This is a genomic window from Synechococcus sp. RC10A2, assembly GCF_047502605.1.
The window spans coordinates 1-19,881 of sequence record NZ_JANSHP010000018.1; the positions used below are offsets into that span (position 1 = coordinate 1).

The window sequence follows — 19,881 nt, forward strand, 5'->3', positions numbered from 1 at the left end:
TTTCTCTCCTTCCTCTTGAATACCTGTACCCTATTTTAAATTAAAAGGCTGTATCTTTTGTGTCCTTCAAAATTTTAGAGCTGCTCCCGCCTCAGCCTAGCCGGGCGAGATGAAGTATTGACATACTCCCCAGCCCTTTGGGGCGGGGATCCTAGCTCCCCTCTGTCCCCCCGTATACGGGGGGTTTGGGGGTTCGGGGGAGAACGTCAACAGTCTGGTGAAGCAGAGACTTTGAGCAAGGGCAGCTCCCGTCCACAACCCGGCAGTTCCTTCCGGGAACAGCTTGGAAGGGGGCCATGTATTGGGCGGGCGCTTTTCCTTAAGGGTGGGGCAGGGCTAAGATAGCGGGAAAGGTTTCGTTACCTGTTGGCCCATGCCCCTTGCCTCTGAGACCGAGTCCTCGCAGCAAGCTCCGGCAACACCTGAGCCTTCTCGGGTGCCAGATCCGGAGTTTCCCTACGAGGTCGAGATGAGCTTGATGGAGCATCTGGAGGAGTTGCGTAGCCGCCTCTTGGCCAGTGTCATTGCGGTGGCCCTGTGTATCGTCGCCTGTTTTCTGGTGGTGAACCGCATCGTCGCCCTGCTGGAGGTGCCCGCTCAGGGGGTGACCTTCTTGCAACTGGCGCCGGGCGAGTATTTTTTCGTCTCTATGAAAGTGGCGGCATATTCGGGGCTGCTCTTGGCCACGCCCTTTGTGCTCTACCAAATTGCCCGCTTCGTCTTGCCAGGGCTGAGCGTCAAGGAGCGCAAGCTGTTGGGGCCGGTGGTGCTCGGATCCAGCCTTTTGTTTGTGGCTGGCTTGGTCTTTGCCTACTACCTCCTCATTCCGGCGGCGCTCAACTTCTTCATTCGCTATGGGGAAGGGGTGGTGGATCAGGCCTGGTCCATCGACCGCTACTTTGAGTTTGTGCTGCTGCTGATGTTCAGCACTGGCTTGGCCTTTCAGGTGCCGATTTTGCAGGCGCTGCTGGGAGCTTTGGGCCTGGTAACTGCTGAGCAGATGTTCAAGGGTTGGCGCTATGTTGTCCTAGGTTCGGTGGTGGCGGGGGCCATTCTCACCCCTTCCACGGATCCCCTCACCCAGAGCCTCCTGGCTGGCGCGGTAACGTTCCTGTACTTGTTTGGCATTCTCCTGGTGAAGCTGCTTGGCAAATGACCCAAGGCCGCAGACCTTGATTCTGCCAGCGGGGTCTCCGGCCCGGGAAAGAGAAACGCCAATGGATAAACTCTACCTTCTCACCAAGTTGCTCAGCGGCAACAGTCGGGACTGCAGCCCTGGCTAGCGCCGGGGTTCCGGCATCCACCCCCATCGGCAAGAGACGGCTCCACCGCCAGCGGGGGGAGAGCGGGCCCGGCCCGCCTTGAACTGGAAGGGATCCCGGCCAATTTTCCCGGGCAGGGTATTTCAACGGCGGATTGGCCCGCCTCACTCTGCCAGCGTACCGCTCGCCAGCCCACCAGGGACGAGAGGCCTGTTCGCAAGCCCTGGGGGGGTTGGTGCGGTTGTCAGAAGAGGCGGTTTTGGTGCCTGCTGTAGCCTCTGGGCCAGCGAGGGCAAACGGCGGCTCGCTGCGCTGCTGAGCTCTTCTCAAAGGGAGGTTTGGCCGATGGGCAAAGAGAAATTGGCTTTTGACCAACCAGTCTTCTAAAGTTCTATGGTTGCTTGGACTTTTCTCCCGAAGACAAATCCTTATCCTCCCAAAACCTACGATCCTGCTTACCCAGTCGGCAGCTACTGGGACAGCACAATACCAGATTCCAGTTGGCGACATCCGGCGCCTCTGCAAGGGCAGGTTGAGGCCGAGGTGGCCATCATAGGAGGAGGATTGACGGGGCTATCGACGGCCCTGCACCTGGCCCGCGATCACGGCATCTCGGCTTGCCTGCTGGAGGCGGGATCCCTGGGCTGGGGCGCCTCCGGGCGCAACGGCGGCTTCTGCGGAGTGGGGGCGAGCTACCTCACCCATGCCCAAATGGTGCGGCGGGTAGGCCTGGCGGAGACGGAGCGCTACTACCGGGATCAGCGGCAGGCGGTGGAGACCGTGCAAGAGCTGGCCGCTGCCGAGGGCTTTTCCCTGGATGCCCAGGGAGAAGGTTGGTACGCAGTAGCCCACCGCCCCAGCGCTTGGCGGGAGTTGGAGGCCGAATACCAGATCTACGCCCAGGTGGCCGGCTACCCAGTTCAGCTCCTCAGCCCCAAAGAGCTGCGGGAACGGGGCTTCGACAGCCGCGAGAACCACGGCGCCCTCCACATCGGGGTGGGGTTTGGCCTCAACCCCCTCAAGCTTGCCCAAGGGCTGGCCCAGGCCGCCCAGAAATGGGGAGCGCAATTGCACAGCGCCAGCCGGGTCGTTGCCTGGGAAAAGGTTGGCTCCCGCCACCTTTGCCATACGCCCGGGGGAACGGTGCGGGCACGGCACCTGGTCATCGCCACCAATGGCTACACGCCGGCCAACCTCTACCCCCAATTGGCCGGATCCCTGTTGCCGGTGCTTTCCAACATTCTGGTCACCCGGCCTCTGACGCCGGCAGAGCGAAGGGCTCAGGGCTGGTGGGATCCGACGCCGATCTACGACACGCGACGGCTGCTGTTCTACTACCGTCTCCTGCCGGATGGGCGCTTGCTGTTTGGGGGGCGGGACGGCACCTGCGATGCCCCAAGGGAACGCCAGCGCCTGCGGGCCTGGATGGCGCGGCAGCTCTACCGCCTCTTTCCCGCCTGGGAGGGGGTGGAGATCGAGTACGCCTGGAACGGCTTGGTTTGCCTCTCCCGCCAGCTTCACCCCCACATCGGCCCTTCGCCGACGGATCCCAGCCTCTGGTACGGCCTGGCCTACCACGGCAGCGGCGTGGCCACAGGGGTGTGGGCAGGCAAAATCCTGGCCCAGGAGATCGCCGGCATCCGACCCCAAATTAGCGCCCTCTTCCGCCAGCCACCGCGCCTTTTCCCTTTCCCCTGGCTGCGGCTTCACTACCTGCGGCTGGGGTATCTTTGGTGGCAGTTGACAGACGGATAGTTCCTTCAGGTGTGCGGGAGAGCCCCCTATTCGCTGCAGAAGTCCTGTCGTAATCTAGTCCTAGTTCGGCCTTGCCTTGGCCTCTCGCCATTGCCCGTCGTTCCTTGCTGAGGTACCCAGTGCTGCCCACAGCTTGTTATCGGCCTGATCAGGACTCGGTCATTCTAGAGGGTCCCTCTGTTTCCCAGATCCCACCGACAGCCTGCCGCCGCCGACGGCTCTCCCCAGGGGGGCAGCGGCTGGGGCTTGCTCTGCTGCTGAGCCTGCCCACCATGTTTTTGCCCTGGCCCGCTTTTGCCCAGATCGCCAGCTCCTTGCTCAATCCTCTGGTGGCCGCCTGGATTCGCTCTGAGGTGCAGCAGGTGGACAACTTGCGGGTGCAGATCGCCGGTTCCGACGCCCAGATTTTGAACGGCCAGATCCCCCAGGCCCAGGTGTCGGGAGACAACCTCATCTATCAGGGATTCCAGGTCAGCCACCTGCGGCTGCAGGGCCAGGATATTCGCCTCAATGTAGGGGAAGCCATCCAGGGACGTAGTCCCCTGCGGCTGTTGGCCCCCGTGCCGGTGCAGGTGAGCTTGCGCCTCACCGAAGACGATCTCAACCGCAGCCTTCAGGCTCCCCTCATCCAGTCCCAACTGGCCCAGGCGCAGGTGCAACTGCCCTTTGGAGGTCAAGCGGTGCCCTTCTTGATCCGCCAGCCCCAGGTCACCTTGCAGCAAAATCGGCTGCGCATCCAGGCCCAATTGGTTACTCCCGAGGGGGTGGAGGTGCCGGTTACGGTGCTAACTGGGCTACAGGCTCAGGGTCCCAACCAGTTGCGGCTGGTCAATCCCCTGTGGGTGAGCGAAGGGCAGGAGATCCCCATCCCCGGCCTGGCGGATTTTCCCATCCAGTTGGATCCAGGCGTGCGCATCGATCGCCTGGAGTTGCAGCCTGGCCAAATCCTCTACGAGGGCATGTTGGTCATCTACCCGGAGGCGGCGGCAGTGCCGCAGGGGTAGCGGGTTGTCGCCAGGGCTCGACCACTTGAGCTTGCCTTTGGGCGGTGCCAGCGGGATCTGCGGTGGCCAAGTTGTGATCGGGATCAAACCCAAGGTTGGGCTGCTGGGCGAGAATCCCTCTAGCCGTTGCCAAGCGGTCGCGGAGGGGTGGTGTATTGAGGTGAGTTCATGGTTTGGGGATCGCCGCCGCTACAACCCAGTGTTAGGCCCCTGCTCTTGGGGACTCTGCCGCTAATCCTGTCGCTGGTGTTGCTGGGGGGATGTTCCAGCGACGCCTTCTCCACGGTGCCCCTGGATGGGACGGCTGCCGGCACACGCACAGCCACGCCCCCCGGGCGAACTTTCTCCGATATTCCGCCCGGCCGGGATCCCCTTCTGAAGCACCTTTGGGCCAGCTTTGTGATCACGTCTGAGCAGTTGCAATCTGCCCGCAAGGCTCCCATCTCTCTCCATCCGCAGGCTCTCCTTCCCTGCACCGACTGCGAGAGCTTGGCAGAGCAGCTGGGATCCCTGCTCCCCACCCCCTCCTCCCGCGCCTTGGGCACCTATCGGCCTGACCAGCTCACACTCTCTTTCCGAGTTGAGCCCCACAAGACGTTTACCCGCCTCAGCGGCAGCTTTCACCTGGATACCACCACGCCCCTAGTTCACCCTGGCGAGGGGGTGCGCCTGGTGGTACAGCAGGCCTTCTGGGGGGACAAGGCCCTGGAGCCGCTGCCGCCCCCCCAGGACTTCTATGCCCGCCAGATGACTCAGGGTCGGTTCGAGGAGCGCACGTGGAGTTTCCCCTTCTCCCTCCCGGAGGCCGACGCCCCTGACCCCTCGCCGTCTCTACGGCTGCAGGTTGTCCTCACCTCCCCCATCCCGCCCGATTCTGCCCCTTTTCAGCGGGGCAGGCCGCTGCCTCCCCCCACGAGCCGGCTGTATCATGGGGTCACTTGGTCGGGCATGCCAACTTGGGAGCAGCTTCTGGCCTATCGCCAGGCCATTGGCCAGCCCCCCGCCTGGGCAGCGGTGGAGCACCTCTGGGATCCGCGCCAGGATTTTCCCCAGCCCCTGGCCAATCGCCTGCGGGAGAGCGGCTCCGTTCCCTACCTACGCCTGCGGCTGCAGCCGGCCCACCTCTCTTCCCTGGCTGCGGGCGAACAGGATGAGACCTTGCGCTCTTGGGCTCGGGGCATCCAGCGCTTTGCCACCCCGATTATCCTGGCCGTAGCTGTCGGGGACGGGGATACAGAGCTGCAACGACGGGCCTACCGTCACCTGATACAAACCCTGCGCTCTGAGGCCAATTTGCTCTGGGTTTTAGAGCTGGAGGGAGCGGATAACGAGGCAGCGTCTGCCTGGGCCGCCTTGCCAGGGGTGGACTGGCTGAGCCTGGAGGTGAAGGGGGATCCCGAGACCTTTGAAGCGTTGTACCGTCGCCTTGTGGCCTTTAACCCCCAGTTGCCCCTGATCCTCAGCGGGCCGTCTCCCGACGCAGAAGCTGCCCAGCCCTTTTTGGAAGGCTTGCAAGCCGGGCGGTGGCTCCAGGTGATTGGCTGGAGCTGGGCCCTGGGCCCGCAGGGGATCCCGCCCGCGGCGGCGACAAACTGGCAGCAGCGTCTGCACCAGGGGGATCCCCCCCTCTGGCTGGGAGAAATGCGGGTGCAGCCTCCGCCCAGCCCTTCCCCTTCGCCCAAGCCCTGAGAAAAGCGCTTTGGCTGGAAAAACCCTCCCAAAACAGCGGATAATAGGCCAACCCACTGCTTTTTCTTTCGGTCTTCCCAGAATTGTGGCCCTGACCTGCCCACCACCGTCGCGCTTTGCCCAAGCCATCCAGCGGGGGGAATTTTTGCTCACGGCTGAGATCACCCCCCCCAAGGGATCCGACACCAGCACCCTGCTCTCTCTGGCCCAGCAGCTCAAGGGCCGGGTGCATGCCGTCAACATCACGGACTCCAACCGCGCCATGGCCCGCATGAGCCCCCTGGCCGCCTCGCTGCTGTTGCAGCAGGCGGGCGTTGAACCCATCCTGCAGCTGGCCTGCCGGGATCGCAACCGCCTGGCTCTGCAGGGGGATCTGTTGGGGGCCTCAGCGCTCGGCCTGCGCAACGTGCTGGCCCTCACCGGGGATCCCATCCAGGTGGGGGATTGCCCCGATGCCCGCCCAGTCTTTGACCTGGAATCGGTGCGTCTGCTGCAGCTTATCCAACGCCTCAACAACGGCCTCGACTGCAACGGCAAGCCCCTCCCCGACGGCGGCACCTGTCTGTTCCCGGGGGCAGCCGTAGAGCCGCAATCCCCCAGCTTTTCCGGCCTGGAGCGGCGCTTCCACCGCAAGCTGGAGAACGGAGCCCAGTTTTTCCAAAGCCAGATGGTGACCGACTTCGAGCAACTGGAGCGCTTCATGGACAAGCTGGGCCGCCCCGCCGGCAAGCCCATCCTGGCGGGCATCTTCCTGCTCAAATCCGCCAAAAACGCCCTCTTCATCAACCGCAACTTGCCGGGGGTGCAGATCCCGGACGCCATTATCCAGCGGCTGGCCGATGCCCCCGATCCCCTCGAAGAAGGGATCCGCATTGCTGCCGAACAGGTGCGCCAGGCCCGCCAGATCTGTCACGGCGTGCACCTGATGGCCGTCAAGGCCGAACACCTCATCCCGCACATCCTGGACGAGGCCGGGATCCCGCCCCTGAGCAGCTAGCTCAACACCTGCTCCAAGCCGTAGACCAGCCCCTTGAGCTGCAGCACCTTGCGAATGCCCAGGATCACTCCCGGCATGAAGGCCATCCGATCCGTGATGTCGTGTCTCAAGGTCAACGTCTGCCCCATGCCGCCGAAGATCACCTCCTGGTGGGCAATAAGCCCCGGCAGGCGAACGCTGTGGATGGGGATGTTGGGGCCGGGGATCCCTCCCCGCGAGCCGGGGATCAGCTCCTTTTCTTCCACCTCAGGCGGGTTAAAAGCTTTGCCCAGTTGTCCCAGCCGCTGCGCCGTCTGCAGAGCCGTGCCGCTGGGGGCATCGACCTTGCGGTTGTGGTGCAGCTCGACAATCTCCACGTGATCGAAATATTGGGCCGCCTGCAGCGCCATCTGCTGCAGCAGGATCATGCCGATGGCAAAGTTGGGCGCAATTAGACAGCCCACACCGGACTTATCCGCCAGATCCCTCAGCCGCTCCACCTGCTCCGGCGTCAGGCCCGTCGTCCCCACCACCGGCCGCACCCCAAACGCAATGGCCGAGCGGACGTTTTCATACACAGAGCGCGGATGGGTGAAATCCACCATGACGCCTCGGGCGCTCCGCTGCGACAGCCGCAGCAACTGGCCCGCCAGGTCGTCGGTAATCTCGACTCCCAGGGATCCCAGGCCCAACACCTCGCCAATGTCCGAGCCCAACTGGGAACGGGCCACCGCCCCCACCAACTTCATGTCGGGGGTTTGGGCCACCGCCCGCACCACCTCCCGCCCCATCTTGCCCAGGGCTCCCACCACCAAGACCGGGATGGGCTCAGAAGCCGCCGTCCCCTCCCCAATGGCGGCGCCCTCTTCTCGTCTTTTTTGCTCGACTGCTGTGGTCACCACCTGCCCCCTTGCCTAACCTAGCGCCGGATCCCCGAGCGGAGCCTCACAATTTCACCTCGATGTCCACCCCTGCCGGCAGATCCAGCTTCATCAAAGCATCGATGGTTTTGGAAGAGGGGGAGTAGATGTCGATAATGCGGCGGTGGGTGCGAACTTCAAAATGTTCCCGCGAATCCTTGTCCGTGTGGGGGGAACGCAGCACACAGTAGAGGCGACGCCGCGTCGGCAAAGGGATCGGGCCAACTGGCACAGCCTCCGTGCGGCGGGCCGTGTCCACGATTTTGTCGCAGGAAGTATCCAGTAGCCGATGGTCGTAGGCCTTTAGGCGGATACGAATTTTCTGTTGGGTCAAGGTAGCCATAGTCGGAGAGAAGGTAGGGTGTACTCAAAAAAATGGCAGGGATCGAGCTTGCCTGGAGTGACCAGCGCCCAATCCCTGCCAAGAGAAAGCCGCTTACTTCAGGATCTTAGAGACCACACCGGCCCCTACGGTACGACCGCCCTCACGAATGGCAAAGCGCATCCCTTGCTCGATGGCGATGGGCTGGATCAGCTCTACCGTCATCCTGACGCGGTCGCCGGGCATCACCATCTCCGGCTTAGAGCCGTCGTCAGCCGTGAAGGAAGTGATGGTGCCGGTGACGTCGGTGGTACGCACGTAGAACTGAGGACGATAGCCGGCAAAGAAGGGGGTGTGACGTCCGCCCTCTTCCTTCTTGAGGACGTAAACCTCCGACTCGAACTGGGTGTGAGGAGTGATGGTCTTGGGCTTGGCCAGCACCATGCCCCGCTCCACCTCGTTCTTCTGAATACCCCGCAACAACACACCCACGTTGTCGCCGGCAATCCCCTCGTCCAGCGTCTTCTGGAACATCTCTAGACCGGTAACGGTGGTGGAACGGGTTTCTCGCAATCCCACCAGCTCCACGGTTTCGCCAACTTTGATGCGGCCCCGCTCGATCCGGCCCGTCGCCACCGTGCCGCGACCGGTGATCGAGAAGACATCTTCCACTGCCATCAGGAAGGGCTTGTCCACATCCCGCTCCGGCGTTGGAATGTAGGAGTCTACCGCATCCATCAGCTCGTAGATCTTGTCCACCCAGGGATCCTCACCCCGCTGGGTTTTGGGGTTGGCCTGCATCCTTTCCAGAGCCTTGAGAGCGGATCCTCTGATGATGGGGATTTCGTCGCCGGGGAAGTCGTACTTGGAGAGGAGCTCCCGTATCTCCAGCTCCACCAGCTCCAGCAGCTCCTCGTCGTCCACCATGTCCACCTTGTTGAGGAAGACCACCAAGCTGGGTACCCCCACCTGACGGGCCAACAGGATGTGCTCCCGCGTCTGCGGCATCGGCCCATCGGCCGCCGAGACCACCAGGATGGCCCCATCCATCTGGGCCGCGCCCGTGATCATGTTTTTCACGTAGTCGGCGTGGCCGGGGCAGTCCACGTGGGCGTAGTGACGCTTCTCCGTCTGGTACTCCACGTGGGCAGTGTTGATAGTGATACCGCGGGCTCTCTCCTCTGGCGCCGCGTCGATCTCGTCATAGCGCTTGGCTGTGGCCTGACCCAGAGCAGCCAGGGTCATAGTAATGGCGGCGGTCAACGTCGTCTTGCCGTGGTCGACGTGGCCAATGGTGCCAACGTTGACGTGCGGTTTGGTACGTTCAAACTTAGCGCGTGCCATGAATCATCACTTCCTTTTGATTTCAGTTGGTTACTCCACTTCCTTTGCTTTTGGCAATGATGGCTTCGGCAATACTGCGAGGAACTTCCTCGTAGTGGCTGAACTCCATCGTAAAGATGCCCCGCCCTTGGGTTTTGGAGCGGATGTCGGTGGCATATCCAAACATCTCCGCCAAGGGAACCTTGGCATTGACCTTGGAGATGCCGCCCTCTGTACTCATCCCCTCCATCTGGCCGCGACGGGCGTTGATGTCTCCGATAACATCCCCGACGAAGGCTTCGGGAACTTCCACCTCCACCTTCATCATCGGCTCCAGCAGGACGGGGTTGGCTCTGCGAGCAGCCTCCTTCAACGCCATCGAGCCGGCGATCTTGAAGGCCATTTCGCTGGAGTCCACCTCGTGGTAGGAGCCGTCCACCAGCGTGACGCGAATATCGATCAAAGGATAGCCAGCCAAGACGCCGGACTCGCAGGCTTCGCGGATCCCTTGCTCGGCAGGCGGAATGTACTCTTTGGGGATGACACCACCCACAATTTTGGAGACAAACTCGAACCCCGTGCCCGGCTCTGCCGGCTCCAGGTCGATGACCACATGGCCGTACTGGCCGCGGCCGCCAGTCTGGCGGATGAACTTCCCTTCCACGCGGCTAACTGGCTTGCGGATGGTTTCGCGGTAGGCCACTTGGGGGTTGCCCACGTTGGCTTCTACGTTGAACTCCCGCAGCATGCGATCCACCAGAATCTCCAGGTGGAGCTCGCCCATGCCGGAGATGATGGTTTGGTTGGTCTCCGGATCCACCGAGACGCGGAAGGTGGGATCCTCCTTGGCCAGGGCCTGCAGCGCTTTGGAGAGTTTGTCGATATCGGCTTTGGTCTTGGGCTCGACAGCCACCGAGATTACCGGCTCGGGGATATATAGGGACTCCAGGATCACCGGCGCGTTTTCGTCGCAGAGGGTGTCCCCAGTGGTGGTATCTTTCAGGCCCAACACAGCCCCCAGATCGCCTGCCCGCAGCTCATCTACATCCAGACGCTCGTCCGCCTTGAGCACCACTAGGCGGGAGATGCGCTCCTTTTTGTTCTTGGTGGAGTTGAGCACATAGGTGCCCTTGGTTAGCACCCCAGAGTAAACGCGGATAAAGGTGAGGTCTCCGTACTTGTCGCTCATCAGCTTGAAGGCCAGGGCGGAGAAGGGCTCATCGTCGCTGGCTTTGCGCGACACCTCCGACCCATCCGGCAATACCCCCTTGATGGCGGGAATATCGATGGGAGAGGGAAGGTAGTCCACCACCGCGTCCAGCAGCATCTGCACACCCTTGTTCTTGAAGGCAGAGCCGCACAGCATGGGCACAATTTGGCCGCTGATGGTGCCTTTGCGCAGACCAGCCATTAGGTCGGCTTCGCTCAGATCCTCCTCGGCAAAGTACTTCTCCATCAGGGCCTCGTCGGTCTCGGCCACTGCTTCCACCAGCTTGGCCCGGTATTCCGCCACCAGATCCTTCATCTCCTCCGGGATGGGGGCAGGGCGAATGTCCTTGCCGATCTCATCCATGTAGATATTGGCCTGCAAGCGCACCAGATCGACGATGCCGCGGAACTCGTCTTCCGCCCCGATGGGCAGTTGGATCGGCACGGCGTTGGCTTTGAGGCGCTCCCGGATCTGGTTATAAACCTTGAGGAAATTGGCCCCCATGCGATCCATTTTGTTGACAAAGGCAATGCGGGGCACATTGTAACGATTGGCCTGCCGCCAGACGGTTTCCGACTGCGGCTGCACGCCCCCTACCGAGTCGAAGACGGCGATCACCCCGTCCAGCACCCGCATCGAGCGCTCCACCTCGATGGTGAAGTCCACGTGCCCTGGCGTGTCGATGATGTTGATGGTGTATTCCGGCGCGCCGGCGAGAGGTTGGGAGGGGTTTTTCGGATCCCGCTTGGTCCAACGGGTAGTGATGGCCGCGGCCGTGATGGTGATGCCCCGCTCCCGTTCCTGAGCCATCCAGTCGGTTACCGTGGTTCCCTCGTGAACCTCGCCAAGCTTATGCACCAGACCGGAATAGAAGAGGATCCGTTCTGTGGTCGTGGTCTTGCCAGCATCGATGTGGGCCGCGATACCAATATTTCGAACTCGTTCCAGGGGAACTGTGCGTGCCACGTTAACCTCCCAATCCTCGTCGCCCTGCGACTCGGGCAAACTAAAAAAACCTTTACAATTCTAGTCTTTTTTGCCCCTTCTCCTCCAGATCCAGCCCAGCTCTCGGCAAATGGGAAGGGATCCCAACAACATCCTCCTTTGCTCGGCCAGCGGGGTTCAGTAGCGGTAGTGGGCAAAGGCTTTGTTGGCTTCGGCCATGCGATGGACTTCCTCTCGCCGGCGGATGGCGTTGCCGGTTTCGTTGGCCGCATCTATAATCTCATTGGCTAACTTGGCAGACATAGTGCGGCCTGGACGGGTGCGGGAAAAGGTGACTAGCCAGCGCAGCGCCAATGAGGTTCCTCGCTCCGCTCTGACCTCCACAGGCACCTGATAGGTGGCGCCGCCCACCCGCCGCGCTTTCACCTCCACCAAGGGGGTGGCGTTGCGAACGGCATTTTCCAGTACGGGCAGCGGATCCTGGCCGGTGCGCTCTCGCACAATCTCTAGAGCGTCGTAGAGGATCCTGGCGGCAAGAGAAGCCTTGCCCCTCATCATCAACTTGTGGATCAGCATGGTAACCAAACGGCTCCCGTACTTGGGATCTGGAGGCACGTCACGGCGAGGAGCACGGTTGCGGCGAGACATAGGAGCTGTAGAACTTGAAGGCAGGATGACGTCCAGAGGGAAACTATTTCTTCTTGCCAGCGGCGGCTGGGGCTTGGCCGGGCTTAGGCCGTTTTGCCCCGTATTTGGAGCGGCCTTGCTTGCGGTCTTTCACTCCTGCGGCGTCGAGCGTGCCCCGAATAATGTGATAGCGCACGCCGGGCAAGTCCTTGACCCTTCCGCCGCGAATCATGACCACCGAGTGCTCTTGTAGGTTGTGGCCAATGCCGGGGATGTAAGCAGTAACTTCAAAGCCAGAGGTGAGGCGAACCCGCGCCACCTTCCGCAAAGCTGAGTTGGGCTTCTTGGGCGTTGTCGTGTACACTCGGGTGCAAACTCCCCGCCGCTGAGGACATCCTTTCAGGGCAGGGGCCTTGGTCTTGCGAACAGCAGCCTTGCGCTCTTCGCGAATGAGTTGCTGAATGGTGGGCATGGGTTGGCTGAGAAGATCGCTACTCAATTATCCGGCAGTAGTAAATCCTAGCAAGGCGGGATCCCGGCGTCAACTTAAGGGATCAGCTTCTGGGCTGGTGGCTTGGCTGAGTGAGAATTTCAGCATCCTTGTTCCCCTCAGCTAGCCTAGAGGAGCTTCTGCACACCAGAAGGAACTCGCGAAAGGCGATGGGCTGGATGGATTGGTGGATTTTGCTCCCTTGTCCGCTCTGCCAGCGCCCGGCTAAGGCTGTGTTTTGTCCAGACTGTCAAAGGCGGCTGCAGGCGGAGCGGCTCGACTCTTGGCCGGTCACCACTTCGCCTTGGCCGCTTTATGCTTGGGGGATCCACCGGGGAGCGCTGCGCCGGGCCATCTATTGCCTGAAATATGAAGGACAGCGGCGCATTGGCGCGGTTTTGGGGGAATGGCTGGGATCCCGCTGGCTGGAGAGCCGACAGAAGCGTTCGGGATCCCAGGGAAGCCATGACCTGCTGTCTCGCCACGACTATACGGTGGTGCCCATCCCTCTGCATGCGGAGCGGCTGCGGCAGCGGGGCTACAACCAGGCGGCTTTGATCAGCCAAGCTTTTTGCGAGCGGACGGGTCTAAGACATTTACCTGACGCTCTGGTGCGGGTGCGGGCCACAGCGGCCCAACATGAGCTCAACCCCCTGCAACGCCAGCAGAACTTGGCAGGCGCCTTTGCTCTCAAGCGCGCTCCCGCCACGCCGGTGCTACTGGTGGATGACATCTACACCACCGGCTCCACCGTCCAAGCGGCGCAGCAGGTCTTGGTCGCTGCCGGGATCCCGGTGGCCGGGGTGATCGTCGTGGCCCAGGCGCAGCAAGCTGCCGACCGTTCCACCCTGCCCTGGCAGCTCCGACGGCGTGGCCAGGCTTGACTATCGGGCCTGTTGCAGGGCTGCCTGCCGGGGATCCACGTTGAGGAACACGGTGGCATCTCCCTCGACGCGGATGATGCGCAAAGGGGGCAGCGAGCCCGTCGGGTTTTGGATGCGCTCTTGCAGCTTCTCGTAGAACAGCAGATCCGCCAGTTGCGCGTTCTGCGCTGCCGCTTGTCCTTTCAGCTCAATGGCCCGCTGGTTGGCCGCCGCCAAGATCAGCAGCCGCTCGGTCTCTTTTTCCTGAATTTGCGCCCGCACTGCCGCCGTTTGTGCTGTAATCGAGGCCACCTGTTTGCGTTCAATCGAGTCTCTTAAGGCTTGTGGGAAATCGGGGTTGCCCAGAAACAGGCCCTCCACCTGCACCAGAGGCAGGGTTTGGCCATCGCGGTTGACAGTAGGCATCTCTTGGCGAATCAAGTCCAGCGCTCGTTGTTCGATGGCAGCCCGCTGGCTTTTCCGGTAAAAGTCTTCCGAATTGAAAGAGGCGGAGATATCCCGGATTTTGGAGCGCACCACCGGCACCACCACCGTGGAAAGATAGTTCTCGCCGATGCTGGCGTGCAGCTCATCCAAAGTGGCGAGGTTGGGCTTGAGGGCAATGGCCACATCGATGGCAAAGGCTTGTCCATCGGCGGTGTTCACGGTGATGGCGTTGCTGATGGCATTGGCCGAGGCGGGGTTGTTGGTAAACTCCCAAACGCGGGTGAGCACGGTGTAGGTGATCGGCGTTTCGATCCCTGGAATCCGGAAGATGACCCCCGGCAATTCTACCCGCCCCTTTTGCAGCCCGGAAAAGGTATTGAACACTACAGTGGCATGTCCGGGCAAAGTGACGTACAGGCAAGCGCGGAGCACTCCCAGGGCCGCCAAGACGGCGATCCCTCCTACGGTTAACCAACCCACTCTGCTTTGGGGTGCTTCTCCTGTTGGATACATGGCGGCTCCTCGTGGAAAGAGGATGAAAAAGTGCTGGTTGCTATTTGGTAACCAGAGTTTCCAGGCGGGATCCCAGTACCGCGGCTTTGACCACCTCTAGGTACTGCGGATTTTGGGTGAGGGCCTGTGCTTTGGCTCTCAATTGACCGGCTTCTGCCTCCGCTTGAGAAATGATGGCGCGGGCATCTTGGCGGGCCTGCTCGATCTCAAATTGCTTTTGCGCCAGTTGATTTTCGGCAATGGTTTTTGCCTCAATGGCCGCTACGAAATCAGGATCGAAATCCACATCCCGCAGCAGAAAATCCAAAACCTCGATGCCGTATTCCTTCAGCAGAAGAGCCACCCGTTCCCGAATTTGTCCTTGCAGCAGCGGGCGCTCCGTGGAATACAGAGCCTGGGCGGAAAAGCCGCTGGTCTCATTCAGAATGACCGACCGGACGATGGGGGCGATGCGATCCAGGTAATTTTCCCCCAGTTGCGTATAGACCTTGGGGGCGTCCACAATGCGAAACTGCAGCGTCGCCTCAGCCGCAATCTGCTGCCCATCCTGAGAAAGGGCCACCAGCCGCGGTGCGTAGGCGGTCGGGTCGTTGTCTTTCCAGGTCAGAGCTTGGGTTTTCACATCAAAGATGACTGTGCGAGAGACAAAGGGCGGCACCCAATGGAGACCAGGCTGCAAAGCCATCGGGCTCACCCCCCCTCCCCAGGTGAACACCACCATATTTTCTCCATTGCCCACCAGTCGCAGCGGCCTGCCCATCGCCACTAGGATCAATACGGCTCCGGCAAGGGTGGCCTTGGGCAACCAGCGACCAACTCGCCTCTCCCAACCTTCTGCTCGCATCTCCCCATCTCCTGCGCATGCAGCTATTCTCGCAGCTGTGGGGAAATGAGGCCGAGAAATCGCCGCTATCTTTTAAGTTTTCTCCAGGGATCCCGCGAGAGATCCCGCGCTTGCTCGCCCACTGTTCTCAACGATGTCGAGAACTCTACAAAGTTTACAAAAGATTACTTCATACTTTGCAAAGACCCGTGACAGACAAGCGAAAAGGGAAGAAGATTAAGACATAATAAAGATTTGGGTTGCCGTTCATGCTACCTACTGTCGACTACGAGCGGCGAGACATCCAAGTGCCACTCTCGTGCATCCCCGTTGCCGCCCGGGCCTTGATCCGGCAGGGGGTATCCGTCTGCTGGCGGGAAGAAAGCCTGTCTGCCCTAATTCGTTTGGGATCCAAAGGAGCCGCCGACCGAGCCGCCATTCTGCTGGTGGAAATGAGCCTCATGGGCCAACCGGAAGAGCTAAAAAACTGGCTGGAGATGTGCTGGCAACTGCCCGCTTGTCTCAGGGAACCGCTGCAGGTGTAGGATAAAGGATCACTGCAGTTCAAGAGCCTGCCTCGTCGAGGAGAAACTGGCTGCCGTAGCCGGTAACGATGCGGGTTCCATCTTTGAGGATATGAATTTCCACCTGGTCACTGGCCCAATTAAGCTGGTTTTGCAAGGCGGGGTTGAAGACGTGCACCCGCTGGTTGCGGGAAGAGACCAGCGAGTGGGGGGAGTGAATGGCCTGGGATTGCAGGTAGGGCCCGTCCACCAAAATATCCAGCTCTTGCAGCAGCTCCTGGGCGCCGGGAGGAGCCTGGGGGGATCGCAACTCTTCCAGCGTGAATCCACTGAAGGCCATCACCGTCAGCCCTTTCGCTTTCAGGAGCCGCGCCAAGCTGGCCAGGGCAGGAGCCTGCCAGAAGGGCTCCCCTCCCGAGAAGGTCACCCCCTCGTTTCTGGGGTTGCTGAGGATTTGCTCGGCCAGGTCGGTGATCTTCACCAGTTGGTTGACCTCAAACGGCCAAGAAGTAGGGTTGAAGCAGCCCGGGCACTCTCGCAGGCAGCCCTGCACCCAGACCACAGCGCGCCGGCCCGGCCCATTGACTTCCGACTCGTCTACATAGCCCATCAGGTTAAGATAGCCTCTCGGGATCCGCGCCTGAAAGTCCAGCGCTATCTTTGCCTTGGACATGGGTCACCTGCTGCAAAACGGCTTTGAGACTACTCTTAGCCTAGTGAGAAGCCGAACGCGAAAGCTGTAATCTTATAGTCAAATTAATGGAGATGTCTCCAAAGCGCTCCGCGCCGCTGACGCCCCCAACCCCTCTCCCTCTGGGAGAGGGGAGTTAGGGATCGACGAAGCAACCATTTCGTTAGTCAGGTAGGCTGCTGGTGGAAAAGAAAGATTCTAGCTGATCATCGCGCTAGGCGCTATCCCTCCCCACGGTATAGACGGTGGGGTATCCCCCGCCTTCAGATGAAGCCAGGAGCCCCGGGCAGACTTTTCGGGATCCGGTACTCCACCATGAGCCCTGCTGCTCCTAGCTTTGCAGCAAAGTGTCTCGTATCTCGCCCGGGTAACGTGCCACCTTCCACCGCCAGCGACCGAACGCGCCATGGGCATTGACGGCTTGCACCCACTCGTCCAGATAGCGCCGCTTCACCCGGTCTAGTTCGGTGTCCTGTCCCTTTGTTTCCAGAATGAGCATGTCGCCGTTGGCCAGGCGCACAAGAAAATCTGGCCGATACTTCCGCACCACGCCGCGATACAGGTACAGGACTTCGAAGCCCAGATGGTCGTTCTTCGCCCAGGCGCTCACGGCACTGCTATTGTCCAATACGAAAGCATCCGACGCCTCCCACGTGCTGTCGTAGACGCAGACGTTGATGTGCGACTTGCGCGTGCGTTCACAAGGTTTGCTGGTGTACCAGGTGCGCATTTGGCCCGTCGAGCGGATCGGGTGGTCGCGATCGAAGACTGGCACAAGTTTCTCAGTGTTCTCCTGCCGCACCGCCTCGCAGACATGTTGCACAACTCGTGACAGGTTGAGGGTGATGATCAGCCGACGGCGCAGTTCGTCCTGATAAAAAAGAGGTGGGGAGATCAAAATCCGGTCAGAGCGAATGAACTGCTCGACAATCCGCACCAACTGCGCCAGCAAGATTTCGCGACTGCCTCTCCAGCTTTGCCTTACCTGATCGAACACATTGCGGGCAGTTTCGAAGATGATGCGCTGCGTGCGAAACTCTCGCGCCAACTTCTCCAGTTCGATACGGCTGATCTGGTTTACGTCGGGCTTGCCTTCGAGAATTGGTGCCAGTTCTGCCACTTGCGGCGTCTGAGCCGCGTCTAGTTCCAATGGCTGCACCTTTGACCAATCGAGAGTCAACGTTGGCTGAAGTAAGCGCTCGATGCGCACCACATTCGGCCAGCGGATCTCAAACTCCGCTTTGGCCGGGTCCGGTTCTACGGCGGTCTTGGGCGTTGGCGGGGGCGGCGGGCCATCTCCGCTATCCTCGTGCGGCAAGAAAGTAAAAGGCACGCCGAAGATATTGACGTATTCGGGCTCAAGCAGCCCCGTTTGTGGGTTGATCTCGTAGGATGTGCGGCGCAGGCCCCGGCCCACGACCTGCTCGCACAGAAGTTGGGAAGTGAAGGCCCGCAGCCCCATAATGTGCGTCACCGTCTTGGCATCCCAGCCCTCACTGAGCATCCCAACGGAAATGACGTTCTGGATTTTCTCGCCGGGCTGCCCCACCTGGCCCACCGTATCTACGATCTTTCGCAAACGTTCCGCCTGCTCTGCTTTGGTCAGCCGGCATTCGACCGGTACGTCCTCCTCTTCTCCATCATCGGCCTCGTCTGAAGCTTCCACCACTGCAGTGGACTCTTCCTTTGCCTCAGCCTCTTCTAGCACCTTCGAGTCGATGTGCAAGATTCCCTCCGAGTTACACAGCTCGTCAATGGGAATGCGCCGTGATTCGAAGGCGTGCTTGACCCGCGCTGCCGTCTCAGTGCGGTTACAGACAGTGATCATCACAGGCGGCGTGGGCAGGTCGGCTGCTTTCCAGGCCTTCCACGTCTCCCGCCAGTCGTAGCCCAGCAGGTAGTAGGCGTTCAGCACCAGATCCGGCAGCAGCTCTTCGGGATTGGCGCGTCGGTTGAGGTCGTCTTTCACCTCCGGGTCGTTGTAGATGTGGTATAGACGGGACTTGTAGGTTTTGGCATTGGGCACAGCGTCGTCACGCACTACAACGCGCGGGGTCTTGACCAGCCCCGATTCGATGGCGTCGTTCAGCCCGAAGTCGCTGACGATCCAGCCAAAGAGCGCCTCTTCACTGCTCTTCTTTCCCGAGGGCGCGAAGGGGGTGGCGGAGAAGTCGTAACAGGTGAGAATGCCGCGCGAACGGTGCAGCCGATCCAGGCCTCCAACCCACACCGTCGCTTCTTGGGCGCTGTCTTTTAAATCACGCTGGCGCAGGTACTTGCCTTCGGCTTCCCAGTTGACGCGCCAGGCGTGGTGCGCCTCGTCGTTGATGACCAGCAGGTTGTGCGCGTTGGCCATCTCGCCCAGCACCTCGCGCGTATAGGCTTCATCGCTCTTCGCGCCGCGTTTGTCCACGCTCTTCCGCTTTTTGATCTGCTCTTCGCTCTCCCAGGCCAGGGCATGCCAGTTGCGGACCAGCACCCGCCCCTGCCGCAGCTTGTCGAGCAGCGTGGACGGCACAATGTCGAACGCTTCGTAATAGTTACCGGCGCCCGCGGGCTCCAGCACCGCCAGCCGTTTCTTGACCGTCAGACCGGGGGCAACGACCAGCACGTTCTTCGAAAAGCGGGCATCTTGGGGGTTGGCCACTTTGTTAAGGATGTGCCAGGCAATCACCATCGCCATGACGATGGTCTTGCCCGTGCCGGTGGCCATCTTGCAGCACCGCCGATCAAAGTCCCCGCCGTCTCCCGGGATCTCAATGCCCACCCGCTCGGCAGCAGGCGCCTCGGTCAGCCAAATGAGCGTCTCGACGGCTTCCAATTGACAGAAGAAAAAGCGACGTCTGTCGAACTCCTCCGGGTCATGCCAGTGCGCCAAGAGCCGCCTGGTGATGCTGGTGATCCCGGGATAGCCTGCCTCGCGCCAGGCTTTGACGCGCGGGCGGATCTGGTTGACAAGCGGGATTTCAACGAAGATGCCCGGATCGTCGAAAGATTTGGAACCGGGAGTCGCTACCACGTAACCCGCTGGCCGCCGCCCTTCAACCAGTTCGAACGTACGCGTCTCGCGATCGTAGCGCCAGTGCTTCTTCGGCTCCTCGTAGGGAGAGTTGATGATCAAGCGGTCAATGGTAGTCCGGGCCATCGCTTTCCTCGCATTCTGTTGCTGCGCTGATCTGTTCCTTCGCCCAGTGGCACATCCGGGCAACCACGCTCGTCAGATCATCGTCAGAGGCGAGCGTGATTTCCAAATCGTCGTAGCGGAAGGCGACGGCAAAAGGGTTCAGCCGGCGCAGTTGGCTTTCCGTGACTGGCAGCGTCACGCCGCGATACGCTAACAGGCGCGCCAGCTTGACCAGATCGTGTGTGCGCTCGAACTCGATCTGTTGCAGGAACAAGACCGCCTTGAGCGATTTCTCCACCGCCTGCTGGGCGTGGAAATAAGTACAGCCTTTTAATTTAAAATAGGGTACAGGTATTCAAGAGGAAGGAGAGAA

At 61.0% G+C, this 19,881-nt stretch carries 18 protein-coding genes; 7 read left to right on the forward strand and 11 right to left on the reverse strand.

What is annotated here, in order from left to right:
* Positions 1-469 precede the first annotated feature (469 nt).
* The 5 genes from tatC to NW848_RS01530 all read left to right on the forward strand — a co-directional run bounded on the left by tatC (position 470) and on the right by NW848_RS01530 (position 6,707).
* Positions 470-1,156, forward strand: coding sequence for a twin-arginine translocase subunit TatC (tatC, locus tag NW848_RS01510; RefSeq protein WP_228375510.1), 687 nt, complete (start codon positions 470-472; stop codon positions 1,154-1,156).
* Positions 1,157-1,805: 649 nt separating this feature from the next.
* The gene (locus tag NW848_RS01515) at positions 1,806-3,017 is read left to right on the forward strand and encodes an NAD(P)/FAD-dependent oxidoreductase (RefSeq protein WP_228375481.1); all 1,212 of its coding nucleotides are present in this window, start codon (positions 1,806-1,808) and stop codon (positions 3,015-3,017) included.
* 71 nt (positions 3,018-3,088) lie between these two features.
* Complete coding sequence (locus NW848_RS01520; RefSeq protein ID WP_240527375.1) at positions 3,089-4,021, forward strand: DUF2993 domain-containing protein; 933 nt, start codon at positions 3,089-3,091, stop codon at positions 4,019-4,021.
* A 168-nt stretch (positions 4,022-4,189) separates the two neighbouring features.
* A complete protein-coding gene (locus NW848_RS01525) occupies positions 4,190-5,710 on the forward strand; it encodes a hypothetical protein (protein ID WP_099884017.1) in 1,521 nt (506 codons plus the stop codon).
* An 85-nt stretch (positions 5,711-5,795) separates the two neighbouring features.
* Complete coding sequence (locus NW848_RS01530) at positions 5,796-6,707, forward strand: methylenetetrahydrofolate reductase (RefSeq protein WP_011430163.1); 912 nt, start codon at positions 5,796-5,798, stop codon at positions 6,705-6,707.
* Here NW848_RS01530 and dapB read toward each other — a convergent pair.
* The 6 genes from dapB to rpsL form a co-directional block, all read right to left on the reverse strand.
* The gene (gene dapB / locus NW848_RS01535; RefSeq protein ID WP_041439013.1) at positions 6,704-7,540 is read right to left on the reverse strand and encodes a 4-hydroxy-tetrahydrodipicolinate reductase; all 837 of its coding nucleotides are present in this window, start codon (positions 7,538-7,540) and stop codon (positions 6,704-6,706) included. The genes NW848_RS01530 and dapB overlap by 4 nt on opposite strands.
* A 91-nt stretch (positions 7,541-7,631) precedes the next feature.
* The gene (gene rpsJ / locus NW848_RS01540) at positions 7,632-7,949 is read right to left on the reverse strand and encodes a 30S ribosomal protein S10 (RefSeq protein WP_011430161.1); all 318 of its coding nucleotides are present in this window, start codon (positions 7,947-7,949) and stop codon (positions 7,632-7,634) included.
* A 93-nt stretch (positions 7,950-8,042) separates the two neighbouring features.
* Positions 8,043-9,272, reverse strand: coding sequence for an elongation factor Tu (gene tuf, locus NW848_RS01545; RefSeq protein WP_011430160.1), 1,230 nt, complete (start codon positions 9,270-9,272; stop codon positions 8,043-8,045).
* A 22-nt stretch (positions 9,273-9,294) separates the two neighbouring features.
* Positions 9,295-11,427: an elongation factor G gene (fusA, locus tag NW848_RS01550; RefSeq protein ID WP_011430159.1), complete on the reverse strand. Its 2,133-nt coding sequence runs from the start codon at positions 11,425-11,427 to the stop codon at positions 9,295-9,297.
* 156 nt (positions 11,428-11,583) lie between these two features.
* The gene (rpsG, locus tag NW848_RS01555) at positions 11,584-12,054 is read right to left on the reverse strand and encodes a 30S ribosomal protein S7 (RefSeq protein ID WP_011430158.1); all 471 of its coding nucleotides are present in this window, start codon (positions 12,052-12,054) and stop codon (positions 11,584-11,586) included.
* Between the two features lie 43 nt (positions 12,055-12,097).
* Positions 12,098-12,505 (reverse strand): 30S ribosomal protein S12, encoded by a 408-nt coding sequence (gene rpsL / locus NW848_RS01560; protein ID WP_011430157.1) that lies wholly within the window; start codon positions 12,503-12,505, stop codon positions 12,098-12,100.
* A gap of 197 nt (positions 12,506-12,702) precedes the next feature.
* Between rpsL and NW848_RS01565 the strand changes: the two genes are divergently transcribed.
* Positions 12,703-13,407 (forward strand): ComF family protein, encoded by a 705-nt coding sequence (locus tag NW848_RS01565; RefSeq protein WP_011430156.1) that lies wholly within the window; start codon positions 12,703-12,705, stop codon positions 13,405-13,407.
* Here the strand turns inward: NW848_RS01565 and NW848_RS01570 are convergent, their stop codons facing one another.
* Complete coding sequence (locus NW848_RS01570) at positions 13,408-14,313, reverse strand: prohibitin family protein (RefSeq protein ID WP_414510355.1); 906 nt, start codon at positions 14,311-14,313, stop codon at positions 13,408-13,410.
* A 73-nt stretch (positions 14,314-14,386) separates the two neighbouring features.
* Positions 14,387-15,190 carry a prohibitin family protein gene (locus NW848_RS01575; protein WP_011430154.1) on the reverse strand — a complete coding sequence of 268 codons (804 nt, stop codon included), beginning with the start codon at positions 15,188-15,190 and terminating at the stop codon, positions 14,387-14,389.
* A 248-nt stretch (positions 15,191-15,438) separates the two neighbouring features.
* On the opposite strand from NW848_RS01575, the gene NW848_RS01580 reads away from it, so the two are divergent.
* Complete coding sequence (locus NW848_RS01580) at positions 15,439-15,714, forward strand: hypothetical protein (protein WP_228375478.1); 276 nt, start codon at positions 15,439-15,441, stop codon at positions 15,712-15,714.
* A gap of 19 nt (positions 15,715-15,733) precedes the next feature.
* Here the strand turns inward: NW848_RS01580 and NW848_RS01585 are convergent, their stop codons facing one another.
* From NW848_RS01585 to NW848_RS01595, 3 genes are all read right to left on the reverse strand, one after another.
* Positions 15,734-16,366, reverse strand: coding sequence for a 4Fe-4S single cluster domain-containing protein (locus tag NW848_RS01585; RefSeq protein WP_414348371.1), 633 nt, complete (start codon positions 16,364-16,366; stop codon positions 15,734-15,736).
* A gap of 349 nt (positions 16,367-16,715) precedes the next feature.
* On the reverse strand, positions 16,716-19,529 hold the full coding sequence (locus tag NW848_RS01590; protein WP_414508365.1) for a BPTD_3080 family restriction endonuclease: 2,814 nt from the start codon (positions 19,527-19,529) through the stop codon (positions 16,716-16,718).
* On the reverse strand, positions 19,510-19,863 hold the full coding sequence (locus NW848_RS01595) for a HEPN domain-containing protein (RefSeq protein ID WP_414508367.1): 354 nt from the start codon (positions 19,861-19,863) through the stop codon (positions 19,510-19,512). The genes NW848_RS01590 and NW848_RS01595 overlap by 20 nt, the downstream gene beginning before the upstream one ends.
* Between the last annotated feature and the right edge of the window lie 18 nt (positions 19,864-19,881).